Raw genomic sequence first — 26,764 nt, forward strand, 5'->3', positions numbered from 1 at the left:
TGCAATCTCTGACACAGCGAATACCCCTGATGAAAAAAACCATAAGTATCCGCGCGATGCTCATTAGCCTCTTTGTCGCCGCCGTGCTGGGCAGCATCGTGTTGGCCGGCACTGGGTGGATGACCAACCAGCGGCTGATCAACGTTCAGCACTTCGTGGCCGATGAGGTGCTGCCGCTGCAAGATGCGAGCCGCAGCATGGTATTGACCATGGGTGCCTTTGGCCAGCGACATGCCGATCTACTCGCCGCTGGTAATCTCCAAGCGTTGGAAGAAGTCACGCCGCGCAGCGAGTTGACAGCACGCTATGGCCAAGCCCGCACGGGGCTTGCGCGTATCGAGCAGACCAATGCCGCAACGCAGCTCGCTGCACTGGATAGCCAGTACCAAGAGCTAATGGCTGGCGACGAGGCGTTGGAAAACGTGCGGCGCGATGCGCTGAGCCTGCAGGCCCAAATGGCCGAGCAGATTGCTCAAATGCAGGCGGCCATCACTAACGTCATGCGCAGTGCCGAAGACATCGCCGGACGTACCGCTCTGGCTCAGGTGCGCGAAGAGCGTCGGCAGCGCGAACTCATGGAAGCATGGCGGGAAGAGGGCACCACCACGCTGCCGACTCAACTGTTGGATAGCATGTTCTCTGCTCGTGTCGATATCGGTCGTCTGAGCGGCAACGCCCGTATGGCCGTTGCCACGCTGTCCGATCTGGGGCGACAAATGATGCAGGTGGAGAGCATCGATGCGTTGGTCAATCTGCGTAGCAACGAAATTTCCCAACAGGTGGCGCTGGCACGACAGTCTTTGGCGGCCATTGCCGAGGCCCCCAGCACGACCGTAGAGCAGCGCGTGCTCATTGGCGAACTCGATGAGGTCATCGTCGAGCTGAACGGGTTGATGGTGGAAGATGCCGATTCGGTCTACGCGCTACGCCAGCAGCAACTGGATCTGGGTGCTCAAGTGCAAGCGGCGTTGGCGAACGTGGCGGCGGCAACACGTGAGATGCGCTCAGCGCTAAGCGATATCGAAGCCTACACCGTCGCCCAGGCGGCAAGCGCCAGTGAAGAGGCCGAGACGTTGGCGAATGCGGGCCGTACGCTGCTGGTGTTGGTCACCTTGGGCGTGATCGTCGTACTGGCCATCTTTGGCTGGCGCACATTGGTACGCGTACTGGGGCCGCTGGTGGCCATGCGTCGTCAGATGGAGAGCATCAGCGGTGCCGCCGGTGAAAATGCCGACCTTTCCATGCGGCTGGCGCTGCAGCGTGATGACGAAGTCGGTCAAGCTGCCCAAGCGTTCAACCGTATGATGGACACCTTCGAAGGCATGGTGTCTCAGATCCGTGAAAGCGCCGAGGCGATTGCCGCAAGCAGCCGCCAGATCGCCTCCGGTAATGAAAACCTCTCTCAGCGTACTGACCAACAGGCGGCATCGCTGGCAGAGACGGCTTCCAGCCTCGAGCAGATTACCGCCACCGTCAAGCAGACCGCCGACTATGCCGATCAGGCCAAGGGCGCGAGCAACAGCGTGGATGACCGCGCGCGCTCGGCGGGTGATGTCGCCAAACGCACGACGGCGGCCATGAGTGACATTCGTCAAGCGAGTGAAAAAATCACCTCCATCATCAAAGCCATCGACGATATTGCCTTCCAGACTAACTTGCTGGCACTGAACGCCTCGGTGGAAGCAGCCCGAGCGGGTGAACAAGGACGAGGCTTTGCCGTGGTCGCTCAAGAAGTGCGTAAGCTGGCAGGGCGCAGTGCAGAAGAGGCCGCGCAAATTCGCCACTTGGTAGACGACAGCGTACAAAAAGTAAGCGAAGGCGAGCAGTTAGTAAACGCATCGAGCCATCATTTGCAGGATATTGTCGATAGCCTCTCCGAGGTAACTCGTTACGTCACGGAGATTGCAGACGCGACGAAAGAGCAGTCGGCCGGTATCGATCAGATCAACCAGGCCATTTCACAGTTGGATCAAGTAACGCATCAAAACGCACGCTTGGTGCAAGAGGCCTCCAGCGCTAGCCATACGTTGGATGAACGCGCAGGCGATATGCATACCTTGGTAAGCCGGTTTCACGTTAGTCATGGCGTTGGCCAACCGGCCGCGCTGCCAAGCCAGCCCGAGCACCATAGCCTGACTTAGCCCCGGGGTGGGGCGTTCGGTCTTGTCGCGGGCACCGGAAGGTGCCCGCCGTGTTTGTATTGACGGTTGAACTTTGGACGCACCGCCTACACTGATACAGGGGACACGATAGACAAGGAGGCAAAATGACGACCTTAGTGATTGGTGCCAATGGTCAGATCGGTAAACAGTTCTGTGCATTAGCCAAAGAGGCAGGCACGCCCATTAAAGCCATGATTCGTAACGAAGAGCAGGCCACTTGGTTCCAAGAACGGGGAATTCGTACCGTCGTGGGCGATTTAGAAGGCGAGATGGAGCACGCCTTCGAAGGATGCGATCAAGTCGTTTTTACCGCCGGTTCTGGCCCACACACAGGCCCTGACAAAACGCTATTGATCGATCTATTTGGCGCGATTCGTGCGGCCGATATTGCCAGCCAGAAGGGGCTCTCGCGCTATATCATGGTCAGCGCCATGCGGGCAGAAAAGCCGCTGGAGGCGCCTGAAAAAATGCGCCCCTATATGGCGGCCAAGTTCGCCGCCGATGCCCACCTGCGCCACAGTGACGTTTCCCATGTCATCGTCAAGCCTGGCCGTCTTACCGACGAAGCGCCGACCCTCAAGTTCGCTAGCAGCGTGGACGAAGCGGGCGATAACCAAATTTCCCGGGCCAACGTGGCCTATGCACTGCTGCGCGTGGTGCAAACCCCTGGTCTCGTCAATCGAGACATCACGTTGTTGGACGGCAAGCGCCCCGTCGACGCGCTTCTGTAACCCCGACCTGTCGTGCCAAGCCCGCTCACTCGTAGCGGGCTTTTTTTGCGCTCTTTTTTGCGTTGGGGCGAGCCGTACGTATCGCTGACGCGCTGTAGTAATGGCGTACTACCCCCGTTCTCTGGCGGCTTGCTACTCTGCCACCACACGCCTACGGCGTGCTCCACCGACGACAATCACAAGGAGAACGGAGATGAGCAGCAAGCGTATTCTAATGATCACCGGTGATTTTACCGAAGATTACGAAACCATGGTGCCCTTCCAAGCGCTGATGGCGGTAGGTCACCGTGTCGATGCGGTTTGCCCCGGCAAAGCCTCGGGAGATACCGTGGCCACCGCCATTCACGATTTCGAAGGCGACCAGACGTACACCGAGAAGCCGGGCCACCGCTTTGCGCTGAATGCGGATTTCGCCAGCGTCGACCCTGCCGATTACGACGCCCTGGTGGTGCCCGGTGGCCGAGCGCCAGAGTACCTGCGGCTGAACCAAGAAGTGTTAGCGATGGTGACGCACTTCTTCGATGCCCAGAAACCGGTGGCGGCGATTTGTCATGGCGCCCAACTGCTGGCCGCGGCCAAGGTGCTGGAGGGAAAACGGTGCTCGGCGTACCCTGCTTGTCAACCTGAGGTCGAGTTGGCAGGCGGGCAGTTCGCGGACATAGAGGTCACCGACGCGGTGACCGGTGGCAACCTGGTCACCGCACCCGCATGGCCTGCCCATCCTGCTTGGCTGGCGCAGTTCATGGCGTTACTCGATCAGTAGCGGCGATCGGCAACAGGTGCGCGCCTGCGCTGGGCGCGCGCTTGCTCGGCGGCTATGCTGAATGAGACGAAGAGGGGAGATGGCCATGTGCAAACTGTTTATCGATGCGGACCCTGACCTATGGCGCAGCGCCACCCACTCGCTGCGCATCGATGGTATGGTGACCAGCGTGCGGATGGAAAATTATTTCTGGCGACTGCTGGAAGAGATCGCGCAGCGCGACGGAATGAACACCGCACAGATGATCACTCGGCTATATCACGAGTCGATCGATGCGGACCATGACCTGGGGAATTTCACCTCGTTCTTGAGGGTCTGCGCGCTGCGTTACCAGGCGCTACAGCTTAGCGGCGATATTCCCGCCAACGTAGCCGTGCCCATCGGTGAGCTGGACGCCCAGCAGATTCTTTCCCGTGAAAGCACGCTGCATAAAGACGTCCTCAACAAAAAGCACGTTCACTAGTCACGTCCGGCTGAGTTACTCCAGCCGCTCGCGCAGCGCGCTCATAAACGTCTCGATACGCTGCGCATTGGTGCCTACATCGCTGGCCCCCAGCCGCGAAGCCGAGCGCATGTCCACCCTAGTGCGGTTGCCCTGCTCGGTCAGCCGAATGACCACGTCATCTTCGAACCCAAACCAGCGCGTCACGGCGGTGGCTTCCAAACCGGTAGGGGTAATCTCGGCAATGTTCCAACCGGCGGCCTCTACTTCGGCCTGCACTGCAGCCAGTACGGTGGCGGCAGGGGCATCGACGACCAAGGGGCGAACGTTCGGGTAGGCCGCTTGCTGCTGCTCGGCGGTCGCCTCGCCTGGGTAGTCTACTTCGTTGGGGGCGGCTTCGCGGGCCTCCCGCAGGGCAGCGAACGCTGGCGGGTTTTGGGTATCGGTGGTGATGTCATGGATGACCGGCGCCTGCTGAGCGCGCTGCCACTGTTGCCAGGGCATGTAGAGTAGGGCTGCGGTGAGCATGAGCACGCCAATGGCCACGATCGCCGTGCCGCCCCGCCGAGTGAATGCGCTGATGAGTAGCACCAACACGCTCAGCGCCACTGCCGCCGTGGCTGCATAGACACCATTACGTAGCAGGTTGAAGGCCTCTCCTAAGCCGACCCACTGCCAGCGATAGGCGGGGCCAGCCCCTGCCATTAATAGCGCTGCCGCCACGAGCGCCAGCACGCTTAGCCAGGCAAAGGCTTTAGGCCAGCGGCTGTAATGTCGCTGATTGCGTCTACCGACCATCTGTCTCTCCTCGCAGTGATAGGAACGTATCGTCTGGCCACAGCATAGCCAGCGATGTGGTAGCGTGGCTATTTCTACCACATGATTGAATCAGCGAGTCACGACCCAATGCGCTCATCCGATGCCATCGCTATGCTTGCCCACCAAGTGCGCACGCTCCTCATTCAGGCACCCACCAGTGCACTGCCCATGAACTATCAGCAGGTTGCTAACGCCTTGGGGCTGACGCCACCGCGCACCATTGCACGGGTGACACAAGCGCTGGAGCAGTTAATGGAGCAGGACGTCGCCGCCGGGCGGCCGATGATCGCCGCCCTGGTGATCAGCCGTCGGGGAGACGATATACCGGCCACCGGTTTTTTCCAAAAAGCCGTCGCGTTAGGCCGGTTTCCGAACGACCCCGCCCAGCATCGCCGCCGTTACGTCGAAGAGCGGGAGCAGGCGCTGCGCGCTCGTTAGCGGGCGCGCAGCGGCGTGAGCAGGTCGCTCAGGCCGTTATGGTCGATTTCATGCATCAGGTGCAGTAGCTGACCGATCTCCCCTTGGGGAAATCCTTCCCGAGCAAACCAGTTCAAATAAGGGCCCGGCAAATCCGCAATGAGCCAGCCCTCGTATTTACCGAAAGGCATCTTGCGCGTGACCAGTTTTTCTAAATCCTCGGGTTTCATTCGTTAATTCCTTTCATTCTCATTTAAGCTCTCTTTTATATTCCCGCGCCCGCGGTTATTTGTTAGACTTTCGTCGCAATTCTTTTACCCTCCTCGACGCTGGGCACCTGCTGTTCCGGTACGTCATTTCTGTATCGTCAGGGACATGACATGCAAAAACGTTTAAGTCTGTTACTTTGTTCACCACTTTTAGCCTTGGCGACATCGCCTGTTTCCGCCGATGAACCGATCGATGTGGTGCTCATCGGCGGTGGTATCATGAGCGCTACGTTAGGCACTTACCTGCAAGAGTTAGAGCCGGAGTGGGACATTCACCTTTACGAGCGTCTTGGTGAAGTGGCGCAAGAGAGCTCCAACGCGTGGAACAACGCCGGTAGTGGCCACTCTGCGTTCATGGAAATGAACTACACGCCGGATGCCAGTGGCCGTGTCGAGATCCAGCGCGCCATCAACGTCACCGAGCAGTTCGAAATTTCTCGTCAATTCTGGGCGCATCAAGTCGAGAACGGCATTCTTGGTGAACCCTCCTCATTTATCAATAGCGTGCCGCACATTGCCGTGGTGTGGGGCGATGAAGACGTCAGCTTCCTGCGCGAGCGTTACGACGCCATGACGCAGAACCCGCTGTATGCGGGCATGGAGTACTCGGAAGATCGCGCAGAGCTGGCCGAGTGGATGCCGCTGATCATGGAAGGTCGTGACAACGACGACCGCCCAGTGGCCGCCACGCGCATGCAAATGGGCACCGAAGTGAACTACGGTGCTCAGGCCCGTGAAATGGTCGAAGCGCTGACGCGCAGCGAGCACTTTACGCTCGGTTTGCACAGCGAAGTACGTGACCTGAGCCGTAACGACGACGATACCTGGCAAGTCACCATTGCCCACCTGGACAGCGGTGAAGAGAGCACGGTCGATGCTCGCTACGTGTTCATCGGCGCCGGTGGTGCAGCGCTTCCGCTGCTGCAGGCATCGGGCATTCCCGAAGCCGAGGCTTACGCCGGTTTCCCTGTGGGTGGCCAGTTTCTCTACACCACCAATCCGGATGTCGTGTCACAGCACGACGTGAAAGCGTATGGGAAAGCGGGCGAAGGCTCGCCGCCCATGTCCGTCCCGCACCTGGATCTGCGCTACCTGGATGGCGAGCCTGCGCTGTTCTTCGGGCCCTTTGCCACGTTCTCCAGCAAGTTCTTGAAAGAGGGCTCTTGGACGGATCTATTTGGCTCCATGACGCTGGATAACACCTGGCCGATGATGGAAGTCGGTCTGGATAACTTCAATCTGGTCAGCTATCTCGTCGGCCAGGTCTTGATGTCCGACGACGACCGCTTCGAAGCGCTGCAGGCGTACTATCCCAACGCCCAGCGTGACGATTGGACGCTGTGGACGGCGGGCCAGCGCGTACAGATCATCAAGAACGACCCCGAGCGTGGCGGCGTGCTACAGTTCGGTACGGAAGTCGTGACCTCGCAGGACGGCACCATGTCCGCGCTGTTGGGCGCGTCGCCGGGCGCCTCTACTGCGCCGTCGATCATGCTTGGCTTGCTGGATCGCGTCTTCCCGACTCAGGTGGCCAGCGACGAGTGGCAATCTACGCTGACCGAGATCATTCCTTCGTACGGCCAAAAGCTGGCGGAGAACCCTGAGTTGTTGCGCGAGGTGCGCGCTTACACGGCACAGACGCTCAATTTAGACGAGCCCATGAACCTACCCAGCGCTGACGAGGCGTCGCAAGACGAGCCGAGTGCAGACGAAGAGAGCATGACAGAAGAGAGCATGACAGAAGAGAGCAGTACGGAAGCCAAAAGCACTACCGAGGCTTAAGCCACATGCGTTCCGTGCTCACTAGCGCCAGCCCTCGGGCTGGCGTTTTAGTGTTCGGCTGCGGCGACTTGCGTCAGCAGGGCGGCCAGTGCCTTGGCCGGTTTGCTGAGCTGGCCGCTAGCGCGATGAACGATACCGATATCGCGATGGAAGGTGTGCTCTTTCAAGTCGATGGCACGCACGCCCGCGGGCCAGCGCCGAAGGGCGCTTGGCTGCGGCACTAGCGCCACGCCCACGCCGTTGGCCACCAGCTGTATGATGGCGTCTAGCTCGTCTACCTCGCACACGTCCCTGACGTGACAGTGGTTGTCACGCAAGAAACGATCGACCTGACGGCCGCCGAACGAGGCACGATCGTAGCGGACGAACGGCTGTTGAGTGAGTAGCGCCCGCCAGTCATCCGTGGTTAGCCTGCGGGGCACCAGCAGACGAAACGGCTCATGGGCCAACGGCTGCCAGCGCAGGTCGCTATGCAGCGAAAACGGCGGTCGAATGATCACCGCCATGTCCAGTTCCCCTGCATCCACTTGGTTCATCAACGAGAGAGACAGCCCCGGCACCACGCGGGAGCGGCATTCGGGAAACTGACGGTGAAAATGCGCCAATACGTTCGGCAGAAGCGAGCGTTGAATGGAGGCTATCGCACCCAAGTTGACGCGAGTGGCGGCTTCCTGTCCAGCAGAAGCGGCGCCTAAGGTGCCGTATAGGGCTATCAGTGCCTGCGCTTGTTGCAACGTCTCTTGTCCGCGCTTAGTCAGTACCGCTGCCCGCCCGCTGCGCTCGAACAGCGCTACGCCAAGCGCTGCCTCTAAACGTTTCATCTGCGCGCTGACGGCGGCTTGGGTCAGGCCGATATGCTGGCCCGCTGCCGCAAAGGTGCCGTGCTGGGCAACGGCGATGAGCGTTTTGAGTTCGCGGATCATGGTGAGATTTTCATCAATAAAATTTGTGAATAGATCAAAAAACAATTGATTTAATTTTTACATTGCGCCTTTTAGGATAGTGACACGGGTCAAGCGCAGCGCGCTAGCCGTGTACCAACAAAAGCACCTATCAGGAGACACCCATGAGCCTTTCCCCCTTTCACTTAGCCATTCCCGTTTATGACGTCGCTTTGGCGCGCACTTTCTACAATGATGTGTTTGGCCTAGAAGAGGGCCGTTCCAGCGATCATTGGGTCGATTTCGACTTTTTCGGGCATCAGTTGGTGATCCATGAGCATCCCAAAACGCCCGGACAAGAGAGCGCCCACACCAACCCGGTAGATGGTCATAACGTACCGGTGCCTCACTTTGGGGTCATTTTGGAGTGGGACGAGTGGGAAGCGCTGGCCGAGCGCTTGAAAGCGCGTAACACCGACTTTGTCATCGAGCCTTACATTCGCTTTAAGGGCGAAGTGGGCGAGCAGGCCACCATGTTTCTGCTCGACCCCTGCGGCAATGCACTCGAATTCAAGGCATTCAAAGACAAGAGCCAGATCTTCGCTAAATAGGCAGGGCGTGTCTAAAGGCCACTAAGCGCGCAGCGCCTGCTCCTGGCGACGATGCTGAAGCGGTGACTCGCCAAAGTAGCGCTTATAGTCGCGGCTAAACTGCGGCACACTGCGGTAGCCCACCGCCAGCGCCGCCTGATTCACGTTATGGCTATCTTGCAATAAGAGCTGCTGCGCTTTGATCAAGCGCAGCCGCTTGAGATACTGAGCGGGCGAGGCGCGGGTAATCTGCTTGAAATGCTGGTGAAACGTCGACACGCTCATGTTCGCCTGCTGCGCGAGCCGCTCTACCGAAAAGTCCTCTGCAAAGTGGGTATGTAGCTGCGAGAGCACCTGCACGATGCGTGAATAGTTGCCGTGCCCCTGCACCAGCGCCCTCAAAGCCGGGCCTTGTTCTCCTTTGAGCGCTTCGAACACCACGTCACGTATTCGGGCATCGCCCATGGCGCTGCACGCAACCGCATCGTGCAGCGTATGGGCCAAGCGCATGACGGCATCCTGCATCCCTTCGTTCATTGCGACCGATGCCATGGGCAAAGGCGCGGTGCTGCTTGGCGGGTATCCCTCGCCCATCGCGGTGACCATTTCACTGAGCAGTGCTGGGTCGAGTTTGACCGACATACCCAGTAGCGGGGCCTCGGGAGAACCGTACGTTTCGCACTCGAACGGCATGGGCAGCGTCTGGACCAAATAGTGCCCGGGGTTGTAGTGAATCTCTCGGTCGCCCAGATAGCCCACTTTGCGCCCCTGAGCGATGATGATGAGACAAGGGTCATACATCAGAGGTGTACGGACTTGCTGCCTGCCCAGGCAGAGCAGGCTGACGCGATCCAAGCGGGAAGGGCTGGGGCCGTCGCCTTTTACGAGCGGTATGATGAGGTCGGAAAGCGCATTACCAACATGTGCGGTACTGGCCACAAGGCCCTCCTTACGCAAATGAAATCGAATCGTTCGCGAGAATTATGACGTTTTGTTGTGCATTTTTGTTATTTTATTACCCATTTATAGAGAAATAAGCAAAAAAAACGTAGCTTCGTTCATCGCTATCTCCGCCCAGGCAGCCAATAATGAAAACACCTTCCGCCTCTGCGGGATGTATCAAAAAAGGAGTTTTCATGAGCCAAGCAAAATCTTACGCCGCGTTTTCCGCTGACAAGCCGCTCGCGCCGTTTACCTTTGATCGTCGTGAGCCTCGCCCTGACGATGTTGCCATTGAAATCCTTTACTGCGGCGTATGTCACAGCGACCTGCACTTTGCGCGCAACGACTGGGGCATGACCCAGTATCCCGTGGTGCCTGGTCACGAAATCGTGGGCCGTGTGACGTCCGTGGGCAGCGACGTGACCCGTTTCAAAGCCGGTGATTTGGTCGGTGTGGGTTGTATGGTCGATTCCTGCCGCACCTGCTCCGCCTGTCAAGATGGCGTCGAACAGTACTGCTTGGAAGGCTTCACCATGACCTACGGCAGCCCGGACCGCCAAGACGGCACCATGACGCAGGGTGGTTATTCCGACGCCATCGTCGTCAGTGAGCACTTCGTGCTGAAAATGCCGGACGGTATCGATCTAGCCTCAGCAGCCCCCATCCTGTGCGCCGGTATCACCACCTACTCTCCGCTGAAGCATCACGGTGTAGGCAAAGGTCATAAAGTAGGCGTGATTGGTATGGGTGGCCTGGGCCATATGGGGGTCAAACTGGCCAAGGCATTGGGCGCCGAAGTGACAGTCTTCACGCGCTCCGATGCCAAGGTGGAAGAAGCCAAGCGTAACGGTGCCGACCATGTGGTGGTCTCCAGCGACCAGGCGCAAATGGACGCCGTGGCCGAGACGTTCGACTTCATGCTCGATACCGTGCCGGTTCAACACGACTTGAACCCTTACCTCGCATCGCTGAAGTACGACGGTACGCATATTCTGGTCGGCCTTCTAGAGCCCATCGAACCGGCCATCGAAGCATTCAATCTGGTGTTCAAGCGCCGCGTCGTCGCAGGCTCTCTCATCGGCGGTATTGCGGAAACCGAGGAGCTGCTCAAGCTTTGTGCCGAGCAGAACATCTCTTGCGATATCGAAATGCTCGATATCCACAAGATCAACGAAGGCTTCGAGCGTATGGAGAAAGGGGACGTGCGCTACCGCTTCGTGATCGACATGGCGACGTTGAAAGATACCGCTGCCTAAGCCATCGTGCTCCAGCAAGCCCACCGCAAAATGGCGGTGGGCTTTTTTGTTCGTTATGTCATCTTCGTTGGTAGACAAAGGTCTTAGTGTCTTCATATTACTTCCTGTGATGCTTTACCCTCGTGATGAGTGGGGTGACGACTAAAAAAGCAGAAGGGAACAGAATGATGAAACGACTCTCCATAAAATGGAGCCTGACGGCGGCCCTGGCGCTGCTCGTCGTCATGATTGGCTTGATCAGTGCACTGGGGTTTTACACCAATACAACGAGTGATCGAGCACTCAACGAGATCAATAATATCAACGTGCGGCTTGCCAACTTGGCGAACCGTACTCAAGTGAACGCGCTCAGAGCGCAAACCTTCCTCGACCGTTCGGCCAGCTTCAGTACCCAAGGCAACCCTGACAAAGGGCAGCAGAGCTTAGCCATGGCGGCAGAGGCCGTGGCGGCAGCGCAAACCCGCTTCGCTGAGTTCTCGGCGATCCCGGTCACGCCGGGCAGCGAATTGGCCCAACGGCGTGATAGCGTGGTCGAGGCCTACCATGCCTTTGTGACCGACGGCATCGTGCCGCTCTTGGACGCCGCGCCGTTTCAAATTCAGCGCCAACAGGAGGCGTTGGGGGAGCTGGGAGCCGACCTGGATGTCGCGATGGGCGAGTTCGTGGCCTACACCGAAGCACGCGGCCAGCAGGTCATGAGTCAGGTAGAGCGCTTAGCGACGATCGGCGGCGCGGTGGCGATAGGTTTGCTGCTGTTTTCACTGCTGGCGGCGATCGCCATTCGTATCGCGATGATGCGTGGCGTGGTGAACCCGCTCCAGCAGGCGCTCGGCCATTTCGATCGTATCGCCAACGGTGATTTGACCGGGCGTATCGAGGACCGTGGGCATAATGAAATTGGCCAGCTCTTCATCGGCCTGGCGACCATGCAAGAGAAACTGAAGACGCTGGTCATGTCCCTTCGCAGCAGCAGCGAGCACGTCTACAACGGTGCCAGCGATATTTCATCGGGTAGCCAAGATCTCTCGTCGCGCACCGAGCAGCAGGCCTCGGCGCTGCAGCAGACGGCCTCGAGCATGGAGCAAATGGCCACCACGGTGGGTAAAAATGCCGAGATAGCGCAAGAGGCCGATCAACTGTCGGTCACGGCGTCTCAGTCTGCCGAAGCGAGCGGTGAAGAGGTCGAGCGTACCGTTCAGCTCATGCGTGAGATCGCCGCCAGTGCCGACCGGGTCAACGATATTATCGGGGTGATCGACTCGATTGCCTTTCAAACCAACATACTGGCGCTGAATGCTTCGGTCGAGGCGGCCCGGGCTGGCGAGCAGGGGCGTGGCTTTGCGGTGGTGGCGAGCGAAGTACGTTCCCTAGCGACACGCAGTGCCGAGTCGGCCAAAGAGATACGGGGCCTGATCGAACAGACCACGTCGCAAATCACCACGGGCGCCACTCAAGCCGAGCGCAGCGGGGAGACCCTAAGCCAAACCGTCGATGCCATCCGCCAAGTCACCACGTTGATGGGCGAGATTTCCACGGCAACGCGCGAGCAAAATAGCGGCATCGAGCAGATCAATGCCGCGCTGACGGAAATGGACTCGGTGACGCAGCAAAACGCCGCGCTGGTGCAGCAAACCAGCTCGGCAGCCAGCGCGCTGGAAGCTCAGGCGAGCCAGTTGGCAACGCTGATGGCCACCTTCAGGCTGGCCGAAGGTAGCCAAGCGCCAGCGGCCAGCGCACCCACATTAGCGCAACCGCCGCAGCATGCGCCTGCCAAGCCCGCTACGTCTGCGGCGGCGCCCAACAACGACGATTGGGATGAGTTCTAGCCAAGCAGCCATCTCGAACGTCACGAAACAGGGCGGCTAGAGGGCCGCCCTGATGATGGATGCCGACATCGATAGGAAGGAGCGCGTTTTAGGTGTGGGCGACAACGCGAATACGTACGTAGTCCGCCGTCCAGTTACCTTGGCCGTCGCTTAGGCTATGGGCCAGCAGGTTGAGGGTGTTGTCGAAGATAGCGTCTTTCAGGTCCGGGTCTAACCCGTGAAAGAAGGGACTCGCAAAGGTGTCTAGCCAGCTTGCCATGCCTTTGGGTAGCGGCGTAGGGCGCGGAATGAGTTCGACGCTTTCCACACGAAAACCAACCGTTTGCAGAAGGTTGGTGTACTCCTGTGTGGTCGGAAAATACCAGGGGTGGCGTCCCTTCGAGCTAATGCCGCGAAACTGTAGCGAGGCAATCAGTGCGGTGCAGATCGCTGCCACATTGCCATGGCCACCAAACTCCGCCACGAATCGTCCGCCGGGTTTCAAAGCCCGCTTTATTCCCGCCAGCACGGCTTGAGGGTCGAGCATCCAGTGCAGCGCCGCATTGCTGAAGACCGCATCGAATTCGTGGTCGAAAGGCAATTGATGGCCGTCGATCACACGCGCCGTCACCCCTCGCTGTTGGGCGGCGGCGACCATCTCTTCTGACGCATCGATACCCAGCACGTCGGCGCCAAGTTGCATGATGCGCTCGGTAAGCGCACCGTCACCACAGCCCAAGTCCAAAATACGCTGTCCAGGCTGCGGCGATAGCAGGCGCACGACCTCCATACCTAGGTCAGGAACAAAGCTGGCGTGTTCCGCATACCGACCGGCGTTCCATGCCTGACCGGGCGGTGTGTGAGAGGCGTGTGACATATCGGCTTCCTAGCAACGTTAATAGGCCTGAGTATTACAAATAGTATAGCGAGCCTTGGCTATCCCGCGTGCAACAGTGCGTAAAAATTCTTTTATCCACCGTACGTTAACCCGCTCGAGTAGCTACCCAATCTTAGACAATAGCGTTACGCTGAAACCTTACCAGGGAGAGAGCCGGTATGAACCAACAACATCAAGCGGATGATAATTTTGAAGGGGGGGATCAGGGTCGTGAGGCGACCGGCCAGCGCGAACCCACCTCCCAGGCGTCCGGTACTCAGCAGGAAACACGAGAAGCGAATTTGCCTTCCAGAGCGGCCGTGGTGCATCAGCATTTACGCTTAGAAGGGCAAAAAGAGCTCTCAAGAGACTCCATGGCGTTGCTATGGTCAGCCATTGCGGCGGGGATTTCGATGAGTTTCTCCATGGTGGCACGTGGCGTACTGCATGCCCATCTGCCGCAAACCGATATTGGCTTCTTAGTCGAGTGTTTAGGCTATACCGTGGGCTTCATCGTCGTCATTTTGGCCCGCCAACAGTTATTTACCGAAAACACGGTCACCGCCGTTCTGCCTGTGATGAGCCGACCCACGTTACCCAATCTGGGAGCATTGGGCAGGCTTTGGGGCGTGGTATTGGTAGGCAACCTGATGGGGGCGGCGCTCTCCTCGTTTACTTTTTTGCACATGCCGATGTTCGACGAAGCGACGCACCAGGCGTTCATCGCGCTAGGAGAGCACATGATGGCCAACACGCCCATGGAAATGTTCTCTAAAGGGATTCTCGCTGGTTGGATGATTGCGACCCTGGTATGGCTGATTCCCGCTGCCGATCAAGCCAAAGTGTGGATGATCATCATCGTGACCTATGTCATGGCGATTGGTGAATTCACCCACATCATCGTCGGCACCAGCGAAGCGCTATATTTGGTGTTCGATGGCCATATTACATGGTCCGACGCGGTCGTCGGGTTCGCGCTACCGACGCTGGCTGGTAACGTCATTGGCGGTACCTTCATTTTTGCGCTGATCAGCCATGCGCAGATTCGCGGCGACGTCGAGGCGCAGCGAGAGTGTAAGCAGGGCCTATTCAACCGTCGCCAGCGCTAACTTTCTCAATAGACGATTACTCAGGAGGCAACTGGTATGAATGATGTCATCAAGCTACTGAACGCCCACCGTTCGATTCGTAAATTCACCGATCAAGCGATCCCCCAAGGCCTGCTTCGTGAACTGATTCAAGCGGGCCAAGCGGCGGCAACGTCGAGCCATGTACAGGCATATACGGTGATCCATGTGAAAGATGCCGCCAATCGAGAAGCCATAGCGGAGCTGGCCGGAGGCCAAGGCTACGTAGCCAGCAGCGCGGCGTTTTTGGTTTTCTGTGCCGATATGAAGCGACCTACGGAAGCGTCTGCGCGCACCGGTGCCAACGTCGAACGCGGTATGACAGAACAGCTCTTAGTGGCCACCGTGGATACGGCGCTGATGGCACAAAACGTGGCAGTCGCGGCGGAGTCCGAGGGCTTGGGCATTTGCTATATCGGTGGCATTCGCAATAACCCGGAAGCCGTTAGTGAACTATTGCGCCTGCCAGCCCATGTGTATCCCGTGTTCGGCATGTGCCTGGGCTACCCAGCGCATCAGCCGGAAGTGAAGCCGCGTCTGCCCGTTGAAGCGATTCTGAAAGAGGACTACTACACTGAGGATAGCGATCATGTAGCCGCCTTTGACGACACCATGCAGGCGTACTATCAATCGCGTAGTAGCGGTAATAAAAACAGTGATTGGTCGCACAACCTAACCCCTCTATTCGATAGCAAGCTGCGCCCCCATATGCGTGACTTCTTGGTGAAACGCGGCTTTACCATGAAATAAGGAGTCCTCTATGTCTCTACAGCGTGCCTATGTGCTACTGGCCGGGCTTTATAGCCTGTTACCCGTCATGGGCGTCGTGGCGATCTTTGCCGGCGGGGGAACGCCGCTGGCCATGGCGCACTTGTTCTTCGGAGCGCTAGGCGTGGTGGGGCTCTGGGGATACATCTTGAATCGCGCCATGATGAGCCAACGCATGTGGCGGCCGCTGGCAGCGGTCTTGTTGGTCGGTAGCGTGATTCAGCTCGTCATCATGCTGACCATGCCGGTATCGGGCGTACTGTTGACTTGGATGCTGACCAGCAGCATTTTCGCTGTTCTGCTGGCGGTCCTCCTCTACCACTACGGTAACCGCGACCAGCCGTTATGGGCCACCGACGAAGAGCGTGATGCGGCCAAGCGGCTGGCGACGCTGTTGGAGCAGCAGTCGAAAGTCACGCTGGTGTACCGGGAGCCGGGGCATGAAAATAGCGTCAACGTCGTCAAAGCTGGCAACGACTACCTAGCCAACGTGACGCGTCGCTACCAAACGGACGATGAGCATCGGCAGGAAACCTTCGAGCGCCGTTTTCGGCATCCTGAAACGCTCGTGTATTTTGTCGATAAGTTTGCCAGCATCTCGCCCACTAGCGTTTCGACGTCGTCCTCCATGGCGCCTGCCGTTTAAGGGAAACGTCTATCGGCAAGCGGGGCAGAACGATGCCAAAAGCTGCACAGCCAGCTGCGTTTTGATGGTGTGGTACAGCGGGACGATGCGCTTGGGCAGATGCGCCTCCGCTACCCGCTGGTCGATGTAGTAGGGCGCTCGGCTGCCGCAATAATTGATCACCCCACCTACTTGTTGAAAATGCAGTCCGGACGCTTTCAATAAACGGCTAAAGCGAGGCTCCAACATGGCAAAGACATGGTGGCGCCCGCTCAATCCCACCATGGCCGTGGCAGCAAGAAAGAGGCTAAGACTCAACAAGGCCGGGCTCTCTTTGATGCTTTCGTAAGGCGTTTGAGCCGTTGGTGAAGTCGAAGGGAAGTCCTGAGAGGCAAGCTCAGGACGCGAGAGCGGTTTTTTCCGCACGGTGGGGTGGACGGCCAATCGCGACACTTCGCACGTTTTGTCAGAAGAAAAGGCATGTGGATGGGTATCAGGCATGAAGAGAGGAGCAGGATAGTACGCTTCCAACGGTAGGGAACATAAAGGTCGACCACGGACGGGTTCGATCAACACGACCCTGACGCAGCCCACGTCGATACCCGTCGCGTTATGGTGAAGCAAGCAGAGCAGCGAGTGTTGATCGTGTGCGTCGCACTCGATGTTCAGCGTGTTTTCATTACCAATGGCATAGTTGAGTTCTTCGATGAAGACCGCGTGGCGCAGCGCAAACGCTCGATATTGTTCGTCTGGGGTCTGGGCAATGATCAACGTAAAGTGGTCATTGAAAAACGTTGGGCTAAACGTGCTCTCTTGAAGCGTATCAGGTGACGTCATGGTGGGTTTTATTGTCGTTATCCCCATCGTTCATCCTCTCAGTAGCTGCGCTAGGGGCAGTGGCTTGCCTACATGAAAGCCTTGCCCGTATGTAATACCGTACCCTTGTAGGATAGGCAGTAGCGGCGCTTGGTCGACGAACTCTGCAATGGTTTGCTTGCCAAACCCTTTGGCGATGTCGGCTATGGCTTTCACGATGGTATGGCTATCGGGATTGATCAATAAGCTACGAATGAACGAGCCGTCTATTTTGATGTAATCCACCGGTAGCTGGCCCAAATAGTGAAAGCTGCTAAAGCCAATACCGAAATCGTCCAATGCCGTGCGGCAGCCTAAATCGCGCACCGTTTGTAACACGTTGCGTGCGGTCGAAAAGTCGGTGATCGCAGCGGTTTCGGTGACTTCGAGAATCAAATGATGAGGGTCAGCGCCACTACGCTGCAGCTCGTCGGTTAGATACTGCTTTAGCTCCAGGTCATGCAGCGACTGCCCTGACAGATTCACCGCCAAGGAAATACCGCGATCTTGCAGCGTACCAAGCGCTTGCACGCTATGCTGGATGACCCATCGGTCCAGCGGCACCACCAAGCCACTCTGTTCGGCAATGGCAATGAAGTGCTGTGGAGCGATCAGGTTGCCGTCGGGATGGCGAAGACGCAGCAGTACTTCATAATGTTTGATATCTTGATCGGCCAAACGTACGATGGGTTGTACCATCAGTTCGAAGCTGTCGTTTTCCAGCGCGTGATGCAACTGCTCTACCCAATACACGCGATCCTGTAACTCGTCTTTTGCGTTTTCGGCCTGGGATAGGAGATACCAACGCTGGTGAGTGCTCTCCTTGGCTTTGTACATCGCCATGTCGGCGCTCGCCAGCAGATCGGCGGGGTTGCGCCCGTGAAGTGGGAAGAGCGCAATGCCCATGCTGGCGGAGATATGGTGCTTTCTGCCCGCCGATTGGAAACCGATCCCGCTTAGCAGCTGATGAATATACCCCGCCATGCTAATGGCCTGCTCGCTGCTGACCCCTTCCAGCAGCAGCGCGAACTCATCCCCACCCAGGCGTGCAATGATGCTGCGCTGGCCAAGGTTCAAGAACAGCGTCTCGGCGACCTCGCGCAGAAGATGATCGCCAACGTGGTGGCCGCTGAGCTCGTTGATCTCTTTGAACTGATCCAAATCCAGCAGCAAGATGGCGCCTTCGCCGTTGTGCAACAGCGCATTTTGCAGGGCATCCTGAAAATAGCGGCGATTGAACAGCTCCGTGAGCGGGTCGCGTTCTGCTAACCAAATCAGCCGCTCTTCGGCTGCTTTGCGTTCGGTAATGTCCAACCCTACCGAAATGCACAGCGCCTCTTCCCGGGGGCTAGCGGGCAGGACGGAGTGGTACCACGCAACGATGCAGCAGCGTTTATCGGCGGTTTGTAGGGTTTTCTCTTCCTGGCGTGGCGTGGACGATGCGGAATCGAACGACGCATCTTTTGCCATGAAGCGTCCCGGCAGCGCCGTGTGGCGGGCTTGATCGAAAATATCGCTAAAGTAGCGGCCAATGAGTTCGCTATCTTTCAGCGCCAAGCGGGCGCGGGTGTAGTCGTTGACCCGCCGAATACGCCCTTCCTGGCTGTGTACCACGATAAATACCTGAGCAGTATCTAGCAGACTGTTGACGAAATCTCTCTCATGAGCCAGCTCGTCGATACGCTCGGCCAACTGGCGGCTGTTTTCGGTCACGCTGGCTTCCAAGTTCGCTAACTGGTTCGCCAGCGTGCGAGTCGCGCGCTCAACCACATCGATTTCGTTGGAGAGCCGTGGCGTGCGCTCAGGCAGTTTGCCGCGTACCTCCGTAAAGTCCCTTCTGGCCAGCGCCGGTAACAGCGCGGCTACTCGACGTAGGCGCGCCATGGGACCCAGTAGAATGGCGAGGAGTAACAGTTGAGCAGCCAGCCAGCCTGCTCCGCCGAGCAGCAGCAGCGTATTGGTGGCTTTCTGAATCGCGACGACCTGCGCCGTCACATCGGAAATCAGCAGAAAATAGCCTGTGCTGCGCCAGTCGGCATCGTTCTCCATGTAAACGGCGCTGAGTTCTAAGTCGCGCTGCGCGTAAGACAGGTTGAGCGGCCGTTTGGCCAGTTCCGCAATGGGCGCCGAGCGCGACGCGCGTTCCAGCAGAGGCAGCGTCGTCTCGCGGCTGGTAAGGGCAACCAAGTGGCCGTTCCACTCCGGCAACTGGCGGCTTGCCTCTAAGCGGTTCGTGCCGGTGTAGCCTGCCACTAATAGGGCAACCTCACTACCAGAAACTTCTCTGGCTTCGCGGGTCACGTCAGCCAGCGAACGAGACAGCACCACCATGCCAATGCTGCTGCCTGCCAATAAAATAGGCACGGCGGCGAACTGCTGACAGGTCAGCCCGCAGCGCAGCGTGGTCATCGGGGCCTCGCTTGACAGCACCTCGTCGACCCAGCCCTCGACGGGTATATCTAACGGGGGGTGGTTACCACCGGAGTGGCCGAGCAACCGTCCCAATGGGTCGAACACAAAGACCTCGTCCACACCCGCCTCCAATTGCAGCGGTGGCCACTGATCGCGTAGCGCGTCATCGATGGCGTTAATATCGCCGATGGCCAGTGCCTCGCCGAGGGGGGCTGCCGAAGCGGTAAGTCCCGCCAACTGGCGTAAGTTATCGGCAGAGCGCTGAAGAGCAAGGCGTATCTCGCGCTGCTGGCGCTCGTGATGGGCCACGCGGCTATTGGCAAACTGTTGGGTCAGGTGGTGATGCCCAAGCCAAATGAGCAGTGCCACCAACGTCAGCAACAGAAGGCTGCTAAGCGCGGTGACCCGCCAAGCGAGGCTAAACCGATGACGTGCTGGTAAAGAAGAAAACCGACTCATCACAGCAGTTCTCGATCAGGTCCATGGGTTAGAAGCGCAGCGATAGTTGAAAAAGCAGCATATTCCAGCGTTGGCGTGTGGCGTTGGCGTCTGGATTGTCTTGATTGGGTAGCCAGCCAGTGCCATCCACCGCGTGGTACTCGCCTGCCAACATCAGCCTGGGCGTGGGCGTCCACTGCACGCCCAGTGTCAGGTCGTCGGCAAACTGTGAATGGGCTGGGCCAAGGCCTGCCTGCTGATAGCGCTGGCCCGAGCGGTCGTCAGTGTCGTTGATCAAGCGATCGAAACGGACCAGCCCGCTCCAGGTAGGCGTAAAGCGGTACTGATATTGCACGTACCAGCTCTCGCCGGTGATATCGAAGGTGCGCGGCAAGGAGTCGCCGTCGAGGGACTGTTGGCGACGCGCGTACTCGGCGGTTAGGCTCCAGTACTCATCGTTGTACTGAAGCGAAGCGATCCAGGGCTGGAACTCGAAATCGGCAGCCTGTCCGCCAAGCGATGTATCGAGGTTCACCTTGGCGGTACTTAGCGCCGCGACCCACTGGCCGGTAGGGTCTTCGAAAAGCAGTTGGGCAATCGCGGAAGGCTCTGCCGCCGAGACATCCTGCGCCGCACCATTGAAGAGCTGGCGCCTGAGCGTCGAGCCGGTTTGCGGGCGGCCAAGCCCACTACGAAAACGCAGCGTGCCTGCGTCAGTGTAGGCTTCCCAATAGACGCTCACGCCATCGGCGGCCAGGCCCAGGGCGCGGGTGCGATCGAAATAGATAGATTGCGGCAGTAAGATGCTGGGCCGTGTGAACGCCACGTCGCGGGTTTGGTTGTAGAGTCCGAAAGGGTTCTTGAAACGTCCGAGCTGAACGCCCACCGTGCGTGAGGTATTGGAGCTCATTTGATAGTCGATGACGCCGTAATCCAGCGTGGGCTCGGCATCCTCGGTGTCGCCGCCAGCGCGGCGGCTCAACAGTTGGGCGGCCACCAGCACCTTACGGTGAGGACGAAACGACGCGTTCAACCCAAGCTCGGTGAACTCCAGGCTGCCTGCGTGATCGCTACTGGCACCAAAAAAATCGTTATCATCGGTGACCACCAGCGCTTGGCTAAGAAAGCCATGTACCTGCAGCGTATCGCTTGGGTGGTCGTCACCATGAGCGCCCAAGGGCAGCAGCGTCAGCAGCCCTGCAGCCAGCCATGACGTGAGTAGGGAACGTTCACTCCATTGAAATGACACGGACGCTCTCATCCAGGTACTCCCTTTCAAGGTAACCCAGCGCGCCGGGTGTGCTAGCGACTTGCTGACGCATGTCGGCTTGGTCGCGTGCTCGGTTAGGGGCTTGCCCCATGCCGGAAAATACCATTCTGTCCCATGCTAACTGTAGTTGATGGGGGTAGACCCCCAACTGCTCTTTGCTAAATCGGCCGTGAACCGGGTCCCGATTGGGTAGCACGTACACTTGCGCAGCCTGTCCGTTGGGCCAAGTGCGCTGGCGCATGGCAAACATGGCGCGCGCGGTATCCCGGCTAACGTTGGCAGTGCCCACTGACGGGTGGGCAATCAAAACGATCGTGTTCGGTAATTCGTTGGGCTGGGCTGACGCGGGGGTAAAAAGCAGGCCAATGGCTATGAGCGCTGTCAGTGAAGCGCTCAGCAGCGTACGTCGCGGCCTCTTAGACGGCATGACCTAAGGGGTGTCCGTGCTGGCCAAACGTCAGCGTGATGCCTCCTGTGGGGAGTGCCCACCCATTAGCTGTGAATGAATAAATGACGCGTCTCCCTTGCGACGTACGACCAAAAAAGAGCAGCCAGAGCCAAACGCTTATCGACTGTATTCAACGACGCAAGCGACACGCAATGGCAAAAACTGACCAGGGTGTCATGGTAATTTACATCACCTTTCGCGTGCGTGCGTTGGCCTGTATCAACGGTGGTGTAGGTAGCCTGGCTTACTCGCTGACGAGCTCCAGCAGGCGATCAGGATAATCGGTAAACAGGCCATCGACGCCTAGCGCCATCAACCGCTTCATCTCGTCCTGCTCATTGATGGTATACACGTGAACCGACAGGCCATGTGCCTGCGCCTGACGAACAAAATCAGCATCGATGACCTCTTGGCCCCGGTAGGCGGCATTGGTGCCAATCCCTACGGCGTATTCGGCAATGCGCTCGAAATCCTCATCTCGGATGCTGTCGGCCCCCGGCGTGGTGTCGTTCCACTCGGTCAACGTGGCGCTATCCTGCTCGCTTGGGGAGTACCAGAGCAGTTGAATGAGCGGCACATGGGGGTTCGCCGTACGCACTTTGAGCAGGCTCTCTTGGTCGAACGACTGCACCAGCACACGGCCTTGCTCGATCATGTCGTAGGCTTCCAGGCGTTCGACCAAGGCTTCTTCCAAGCCAGGGTTGAGGTCGGGGGATTTGGTCTCGATGTAATAGCGGGTCGTATGACCGAAATGATCGAACAGCTCGTCCAGCGTCAGGATTTGCGCGCCGCGATACTCCTCTTCCGTACGCTCGGGGTGGGCCTCGTGGAACCATGTCCCCGTATCCAGCGTCTTTAACTCGGCCAAGGTGTAATCGTGAATATGACCTTCGCCGTCGCTGGTACGCTCGAGGGTGTCATCGTGAAACAGCACCACCTCGCCATCGGCGCTGAGCTGCGCGTCCAACTCTAAATAGTCGACGCCCCAACGGTGGGCGAGTTCGTAGGCCGCTAACGTACTTTCCGGTGCGTGGCCGCTTGCGCCGCGGTGGGCAATCACCTGGAAACTAGTTAAATCCTCACGCTGCTGTTTCAACGGCGTATCGTTTGCCGCCGTAGCAGCGGTAGCAATGCCCGTGATCACCATCGGAGTCATCAACAGAGCAGTCATCAGGGAATAGCGCGACATAAACACTCCTTGAAAACGAGTCATAACGAAGGTCATGTAACGACCTTAACCTCGCCACATGACAAACGCACGCAGCGTCGTTGGGAATAGTGCACTGACCGTTGAATCAGTAACGGGAAACGTAAAAGCGACCAAGCATCGCCGAATGTTTTAGTCTGCTGGATAGCGTTATCAAAAAGAACCACTACAGAGGTGCGTTATGACCCAACCGCTCAGCGTCGGAGCGCGAGTTCTGCGTTTTGTCATCGCTTTGTTAGCAGGCGTTATCCTGGGGAGCGTGGTGCAGACTCAGATCAATCTGGCAGCACTACAAGCGTTAGGCGTGGCTATTCCGTTTAGCGTACGAGCATCGACGACTGGGCAAGATCTCATCCACTTTGCCCCCCTCTATGCAGCCGTACTGCTGCCTGGGTTTGCCATGTCACAGGTTGCTGCTGCGCTGATAGTTCGCCGAAAGGTGAGGATGTGTCGCGCGCTGATTCACGCCTTAGCAGCCGTGGTCGGGCTGTGGGTCACTTTTGGGCTGGCGAATGCCTTTGCACCCATGCCCACGTTGATTGCGGCGACTCGCGGGCCGTTAGGGTTGGTAGCCATGCTGGCTACGGCAGGGCTTGCGGGGTGGCTGTTGGCAGTGCTCACACGTGACAGGAGTAACGCTCGTGGTGCGTCCAACATAGCCGTGATGGCAGGGGCGTTACTACTGCCTGTGGCACCTTCGGTAGACGCTCAGCCTGCTCAAAGCACCTACCAAATAGACATTTTAACGGAGGGCTTGGCGCATCCGTGGTCGCTGGCATGGTTACCCGATGGGCGTATGCTGGTCACCGAGCGCCCTGGGCGTCTTCGGCTGTTAAGCGCGCAGGGCGAGACACTGGTGGAGTCGCTGGGGGGCATTCCCGACGTATATGCCTCTGGGCAATCGGGCCTTTTTGATGTGCTGTTATCACCCCAATTCGAGCAAGACCAGCAGCTCTATCTTAGCTATGCCTGTGGCACCGCTAGCGCTAACCACACGTGCTTGGCGAAGGCGACGCTCGGGGAGAATCGCTTGGAGCAAGTGGAAGAGATATTTCGCGTACACCCAGCAAAAAGCGGCGATGCCCACTTTGGCGGCCGCCTCGCGTGGCTTGCGGATAGTACCTTGATCATGACCCTAGGCGATGGGTTTGATAACCGCGAAGAAGCGCAGCGAACGACCAGCCATATTGGCGGGATTGTGCGCCTGAATCCTGATGGCAGCGCTCCAAGCGATAACCCCTTCATCGCAGATGCCAACGCACTGCCAGCGCTTTACAGCATTGGCCACCGCAACGTGCAGGGGCTGGTCTTCGATGACGCCAATCAACGGCTCATCGCCCACGAGCACGGCCCACGAGGCGGCGATGAGCTAAACGTGATCACCCCAGGAGGCAACTACGGCTGGCCTATTGCCACTGGTGGGCTAGATTACACCGGCGCTCGGGTATCCCCGTTTGAAGCGTACCCCGGCATGCTGCCACCTGCGCTTGAATGGACGCCCTCCATCGCGCCTTCCGGTCTAGCGCTATACCAAGGTGAACTGTTTCCCGAATGGCAGGGCGATCTACTCGTCGGTTCGTTGGTCAATCGTGAGGTCCGCAGGGTGCGGCTGCGTGAAGACGGCGGCGCAGAAGAGGTAGAGAGGCTGTTCGGTGAACTCGATGCCCGAATTCGCGATGTGCGGGTCGGCCCCGAAGGGGCGGTGTATCTGCTCACCGACAGCCCAGATGGGCAACTGCTGCGGGTGATGCCCCGTTAATCAACTAAACTGAATAAAGAAAGCGCTAACAGGTAGGTTGCTCAGGAGATGTCATGATTCATAAGGAACATCACCGCTCTCATCGGTCGGGCTGGTTAAGGGCCGCTGTACTAGGCGCCAACGATGGCATTGTGTCGACTAGCAGCTTGATTTTAGGGGTAGCCGCAGCGGCTACGGCACAAAGCGATATTTTGCTGGCAGGGGTGGCAGGGTTAGTCGCTGGGGCGATGTCGATGGCGGCGGGGGAGTACGTCTCAGTCAGTTCGCAATCGGACACTGAGCGGGCCGATTTGGCCATGGAGCGGAAGGCGTTAGCGCACCATTTCGATGACGAAAAAGAGGAGCTGGCCGCCATCTATGTCGAGCGTGGCCTGACGCCTGAGCTGGCCCACCAAGTCGCGGAGCAGCTGATGCAAAAAGATGCCTTGGGGACACATGCGCGGGATGAAATCGGCATTACCGATGTGAGCCAAGCGCGGCCATTGCAGGCAGCGTTCTCATCGGCGGTGATGTTTACCCTCGGTGCGCTGCTACCGCTACTCGTCGCTTGGTGGGCACCCTTAGTGCTGTTGATACCTCTCGTCGCCATTGCGTCATTGGCGTCGCTGGCGCTGTTGGGTGCACTGGCCGCCAAAGTGGGCGGTGCGCCAGTGCGTACCGCCGCCTTACGCGTGCTGTTTTGGGGCGCGCTGGCCATGGCGTTGACATCGCTGATTGGCCGATTGTTTGGCGTTATGGCATAACCTGTATATGTCCATCGCTTGTAAGGAGAACGCGCATGCTGGCCTATACCATGGTGGGAACGAAAGACCTCGCGCGTGCTCTGCGGTTCTATACGCCGCTGTTCAATGCCATGGGGCTGGATATTTGTTGGCAAGATGATAGTTGCGTCTCATTCGGTGACCCGGACGATGTCAACGTGCCCCAATACTTCGTAGGCTACCCCTTCGATGGTCACGAGGCCACCGTCGGCAATGGCACCATGACCGCTTTCCAATTCGCCGATATCAAAGAGGTCGATACGCTGCATCACCTCGCCTTGGAAAGCGGCGGAAGCGACGAAGGCGCACCGGGTTTTCGCCCGCAGTATGGCGATGGTTTCTACGCCGCCTATGTGCGCGACCCCGATGGCAACAAGCTGGCGTTCGTGGTGTATCCGCACCGAGTAGGACTCTAACCTTTCAACTCCCTTAGTAACCAATCCACCAGCGCTTCGCTGCGGCGGGCGTTGGTGTGTTTGGGTAGCCATAGGCAAAGTCTGGCCGGGGTTTCGATGCTGCCCCAGGGGGCGACTAGCCGGCCGCTGTTTAGGTCGTCCTCCACCAGTAGCCTAGGGGCGATAGCTACCCCCAAGCCCGCTACGGCGGCTTCCATTAAGTAATAAAGATGCGCGAAACCTTGGCCCTTCTTCAGAGCCGTTTCCAAGGTGCTGCCATTCAACTTTTGAGCGGCTGCCCACTGGGGCCACGCTTGGGGGCGCGAGGCGGTATAAAGGAGCTTATTGGCAAATAGCGTTGCCGGATCAGCGTTTTGGCAAGCGCTGGCCAAGCGGGGGCTGGCGACGGCGCAAATTTCCTCAGGCATCAGCGTGATCAATTCACCCTCTTCAGGCCAGGGCGGTTCGAAAAAGGCCAGCGTGACACTGGTTTCCGGCTGGCCAGACTGCTCGGCATCACTGACCACCACCTGAAGTTTTAGCTCCGGCAGCGCTTGGTTCAAGCGGTCTAAACGAGGAATCAGCCAGCGGGCCAGCAGACTGCCGGGGCAGGCCAGGGTAAACGGCGCTTCTTCCACCTCATGCTTGAGCAACGTGCAACTATCCCTCAGTTTTGCAAAGGCTTCGCCCACGCCGCTTTGCAGCCGCTCGCCGTGGTGGGTAAGTACCAACCCGCGCCCGGACTTGGTGAACAGCGCCACGCCAAAATGCTCATCTAGGCTCTTTAGCTGGCGACTTACCGCGCCGTGGGTCACGCTCAGCTCATCGGCAGCAGCGGTCACGCTGCCTAGCCGGGCAGTGGCTTCAAAGGCGCGCAGGGCGCTCAAGGGCGGCAGGCTGTGTTGCATGGGGTCTCCTGAAACAGTTGCGTAAAACTCACAGGTGCTTGCCATCTTATCGATT

26 protein-coding genes are annotated in these 26,764 nt (G+C 58.4%); 15 read left to right on the forward strand and 11 right to left on the reverse strand.

Annotation, left to right across the window (positions count from 1 at the left end; all coding sequences use genetic code 11):
- Positions 1–29: 29 nt before the first annotated feature.
- From MHM37_RS13055 to MHM37_RS13070, 4 genes are all read left to right on the forward strand, one after another.
- Positions 30–2,141: a methyl-accepting chemotaxis protein gene (locus MHM37_RS13055; protein ID WP_153842684.1), complete on the forward strand. Its 2,112-nt coding sequence runs from the start codon at positions 30–32 to the stop codon at positions 2,139–2,141.
- Between the two features lie 125 nt (positions 2,142–2,266).
- Positions 2,267–2,893: an SDR family oxidoreductase gene (locus MHM37_RS13060; RefSeq protein ID WP_139526671.1), complete on the forward strand. Its 627-nt coding sequence runs from the start codon at positions 2,267–2,269 to the stop codon at positions 2,891–2,893.
- A 193-nt stretch (positions 2,894–3,086) separates the two neighbouring features.
- Entirely contained in the window at positions 3,087–3,656 is a 570-nt protein-coding gene (locus tag MHM37_RS13065; RefSeq protein ID WP_239296994.1) for a DJ-1/PfpI family protein, read from the forward strand.
- 85 nt (positions 3,657–3,741) lie between these two features.
- Positions 3,742–4,119: a ribbon-helix-helix domain-containing protein gene (locus MHM37_RS13070; protein ID WP_153842685.1), complete on the forward strand. Its 378-nt coding sequence runs from the start codon at positions 3,742–3,744 to the stop codon at positions 4,117–4,119.
- Between the two features lie 15 nt (positions 4,120–4,134).
- On the opposite strand, the gene MHM37_RS13075 is transcribed toward MHM37_RS13070, so the two are convergent.
- Positions 4,135–4,896 carry a DUF1499 domain-containing protein gene (locus MHM37_RS13075; protein WP_044628413.1) on the reverse strand — a complete coding sequence of 254 codons (762 nt, stop codon included), beginning with the start codon at positions 4,894–4,896 and terminating at the stop codon, positions 4,135–4,137.
- 108 nt (positions 4,897–5,004) lie between these two features.
- Between MHM37_RS13075 and MHM37_RS13080 the strand changes: the two genes are divergently transcribed.
- Positions 5,005–5,355, forward strand: a complete 351-nt coding sequence (locus MHM37_RS13080) for a hypothetical protein (RefSeq protein ID WP_153842686.1) — start codon at positions 5,005–5,007, stop codon at positions 5,353–5,355.
- Here MHM37_RS13080 and MHM37_RS13085 read toward each other — a convergent pair.
- Entirely contained in the window at positions 5,352–5,564 is a 213-nt protein-coding gene (locus tag MHM37_RS13085) for a DUF3820 family protein (RefSeq protein WP_139526677.1), read from the reverse strand. The two genes, MHM37_RS13080 and MHM37_RS13085, sit on opposite strands and share 4 nt — an antisense overlap.
- A gap of 150 nt (positions 5,565–5,714) precedes the next feature.
- Here MHM37_RS13085 and mqo point away from each other — a divergent pair, with 150 nt between their 5' ends.
- A complete protein-coding gene (gene mqo, locus MHM37_RS13090) occupies positions 5,715–7,385 on the forward strand; it encodes a malate dehydrogenase (quinone) (RefSeq protein WP_239296993.1) in 1,671 nt (556 codons plus the stop codon).
- Positions 7,386–7,432: 47 nt separating this feature from the next.
- Here the strand turns inward: mqo and MHM37_RS13095 are convergent, their stop codons facing one another.
- The gene (locus MHM37_RS13095) at positions 7,433–8,308 is read right to left on the reverse strand and encodes a LysR substrate-binding domain-containing protein (RefSeq protein WP_239296992.1); all 876 of its coding nucleotides are present in this window, start codon (positions 8,306–8,308) and stop codon (positions 7,433–7,435) included.
- Positions 8,309–8,451: 143 nt separating this feature from the next.
- Here MHM37_RS13095 and MHM37_RS13100 point away from each other — a divergent pair, with 143 nt between their 5' ends.
- A complete protein-coding gene (locus MHM37_RS13100) occupies positions 8,452–8,877 on the forward strand; it encodes a VOC family protein (RefSeq protein WP_044628417.1) in 426 nt (141 codons plus the stop codon).
- Between the two features lie 21 nt (positions 8,878–8,898).
- Here the strand turns inward: MHM37_RS13100 and MHM37_RS13105 are convergent, their stop codons facing one another.
- A complete protein-coding gene (locus MHM37_RS13105) occupies positions 8,899–9,795 on the reverse strand; it encodes an AraC family transcriptional regulator (protein ID WP_153842689.1) in 897 nt (298 codons plus the stop codon).
- A 197-nt stretch (positions 9,796–9,992) separates the two neighbouring features.
- Between MHM37_RS13105 and MHM37_RS13110 the strand changes: the two genes are divergently transcribed.
- Together MHM37_RS13110 and MHM37_RS13115 are read left to right on the forward strand one after the other, a co-directional pair.
- Complete coding sequence (locus tag MHM37_RS13110; RefSeq protein ID WP_044628419.1) at positions 9,993–11,054, forward strand: NAD(P)-dependent alcohol dehydrogenase; 1,062 nt, start codon at positions 9,993–9,995, stop codon at positions 11,052–11,054.
- Between the two features lie 167 nt (positions 11,055–11,221).
- The gene (locus tag MHM37_RS13115; protein ID WP_153842690.1) at positions 11,222–12,880 is read left to right on the forward strand and encodes a methyl-accepting chemotaxis protein; all 1,659 of its coding nucleotides are present in this window, start codon (positions 11,222–11,224) and stop codon (positions 12,878–12,880) included.
- 88 nt (positions 12,881–12,968) lie between these two features.
- On the opposite strand, the gene MHM37_RS13120 is transcribed toward MHM37_RS13115, so the two are convergent.
- A complete protein-coding gene (locus tag MHM37_RS13120) occupies positions 12,969–13,736 on the reverse strand; it encodes a class I SAM-dependent methyltransferase (RefSeq protein WP_139526684.1) in 768 nt (255 codons plus the stop codon).
- Positions 13,737–13,915: 179 nt separating this feature from the next.
- On the opposite strand from MHM37_RS13120, the gene MHM37_RS13125 reads away from it, so the two are divergent.
- Genes MHM37_RS13125 through MHM37_RS13135 form a run of 3 tightly spaced genes read left to right on the forward strand, consistent with a single transcriptional unit; the run spans position 13,916 to position 16,277 of the window.
- On the forward strand, positions 13,916–14,845 hold the full coding sequence (locus MHM37_RS13125) for a formate/nitrite transporter family protein (RefSeq protein ID WP_044628422.1): 930 nt from the start codon (positions 13,916–13,918) through the stop codon (positions 14,843–14,845).
- Positions 14,846–14,881: 36 nt separating this feature from the next.
- Positions 14,882–15,613, forward strand: a complete 732-nt coding sequence (gene nfsA, locus MHM37_RS13130) for an oxygen-insensitive NADPH nitroreductase (protein ID WP_139526687.1) — start codon at positions 14,882–14,884, stop codon at positions 15,611–15,613.
- A gap of 10 nt (positions 15,614–15,623) precedes the next feature.
- The gene (locus MHM37_RS13135; protein ID WP_139526689.1) at positions 15,624–16,277 is read left to right on the forward strand and encodes a hypothetical protein; all 654 of its coding nucleotides are present in this window, start codon (positions 15,624–15,626) and stop codon (positions 16,275–16,277) included.
- Positions 16,278–16,286: 9 nt separating this feature from the next.
- Here MHM37_RS13135 and MHM37_RS13140 read toward each other — a convergent pair whose 3' ends face one another.
- From MHM37_RS13140 to MHM37_RS13160, 5 genes are all read right to left on the reverse strand, one after another.
- Positions 16,287–17,093 carry a PEP-CTERM/exosortase system-associated acyltransferase gene (locus MHM37_RS13140; RefSeq protein WP_239296991.1) on the reverse strand — a complete coding sequence of 269 codons (807 nt, stop codon included), beginning with the start codon at positions 17,091–17,093 and terminating at the stop codon, positions 16,287–16,289.
- 30 nt (positions 17,094–17,123) lie between these two features.
- Complete coding sequence (locus tag MHM37_RS13145; RefSeq protein ID WP_239296990.1) at positions 17,124–19,982, reverse strand: EAL domain-containing protein; 2,859 nt, start codon at positions 19,980–19,982, stop codon at positions 17,124–17,126.
- 28 nt (positions 19,983–20,010) lie between these two features.
- The gene (locus tag MHM37_RS13150; RefSeq protein WP_239296989.1) at positions 20,011–21,210 is read right to left on the reverse strand and encodes an OprO/OprP family phosphate-selective porin; all 1,200 of its coding nucleotides are present in this window, start codon (positions 21,208–21,210) and stop codon (positions 20,011–20,013) included.
- Complete coding sequence (locus tag MHM37_RS13155) at positions 21,191–21,658, reverse strand: hypothetical protein (RefSeq protein ID WP_218013974.1); 468 nt, start codon at positions 21,656–21,658, stop codon at positions 21,191–21,193. The genes MHM37_RS13150 and MHM37_RS13155 overlap by 20 nt, the downstream gene beginning before the upstream one ends.
- Positions 21,659–21,923: 265 nt before the next feature.
- Positions 21,924–22,868, reverse strand: coding sequence for a glycerophosphodiester phosphodiesterase (locus MHM37_RS13160; RefSeq protein WP_239296988.1), 945 nt, complete (start codon positions 22,866–22,868; stop codon positions 21,924–21,926).
- A 199-nt stretch (positions 22,869–23,067) separates the two neighbouring features.
- Here MHM37_RS13160 and MHM37_RS13165 point away from each other — a divergent pair, with 199 nt between their 5' ends.
- The 3 genes from MHM37_RS13165 to MHM37_RS13175 are packed head-to-tail and all read left to right on the forward strand — an operon-like array spanning position 23,068 to position 25,822.
- Positions 23,068–24,645 (forward strand): PQQ-dependent sugar dehydrogenase, encoded by a 1,578-nt coding sequence (locus MHM37_RS13165; protein ID WP_239296986.1) that lies wholly within the window; start codon positions 23,068–23,070, stop codon positions 24,643–24,645.
- A gap of 53 nt (positions 24,646–24,698) precedes the next feature.
- Positions 24,699–25,388 carry a VIT family protein gene (locus MHM37_RS13170; protein WP_239296984.1) on the forward strand — a complete coding sequence of 230 codons (690 nt, stop codon included), beginning with the start codon at positions 24,699–24,701 and terminating at the stop codon, positions 25,386–25,388.
- Positions 25,389–25,423: 35 nt separating this feature from the next.
- Positions 25,424–25,822 carry a VOC family protein gene (locus MHM37_RS13175; protein ID WP_139526703.1) on the forward strand — a complete coding sequence of 133 codons (399 nt, stop codon included), beginning with the start codon at positions 25,424–25,426 and terminating at the stop codon, positions 25,820–25,822.
- Here MHM37_RS13175 and MHM37_RS13180 read toward each other — a convergent pair.
- Entirely contained in the window at positions 25,819–26,709 is an 891-nt protein-coding gene (locus MHM37_RS13180; protein ID WP_239296982.1) for a LysR family transcriptional regulator, read from the reverse strand. The two genes, MHM37_RS13175 and MHM37_RS13180, sit on opposite strands and share 4 nt — an antisense overlap.
- Positions 26,710–26,764: the final 55 nt, after the last annotated feature.

Source organism: Halomonas sp. MMH1-48 (genome assembly GCF_022348105.1).
GTDB lineage: Bacteria > Pseudomonadota > Gammaproteobacteria > Pseudomonadales > Halomonadaceae > Vreelandella > Vreelandella piezotolerans.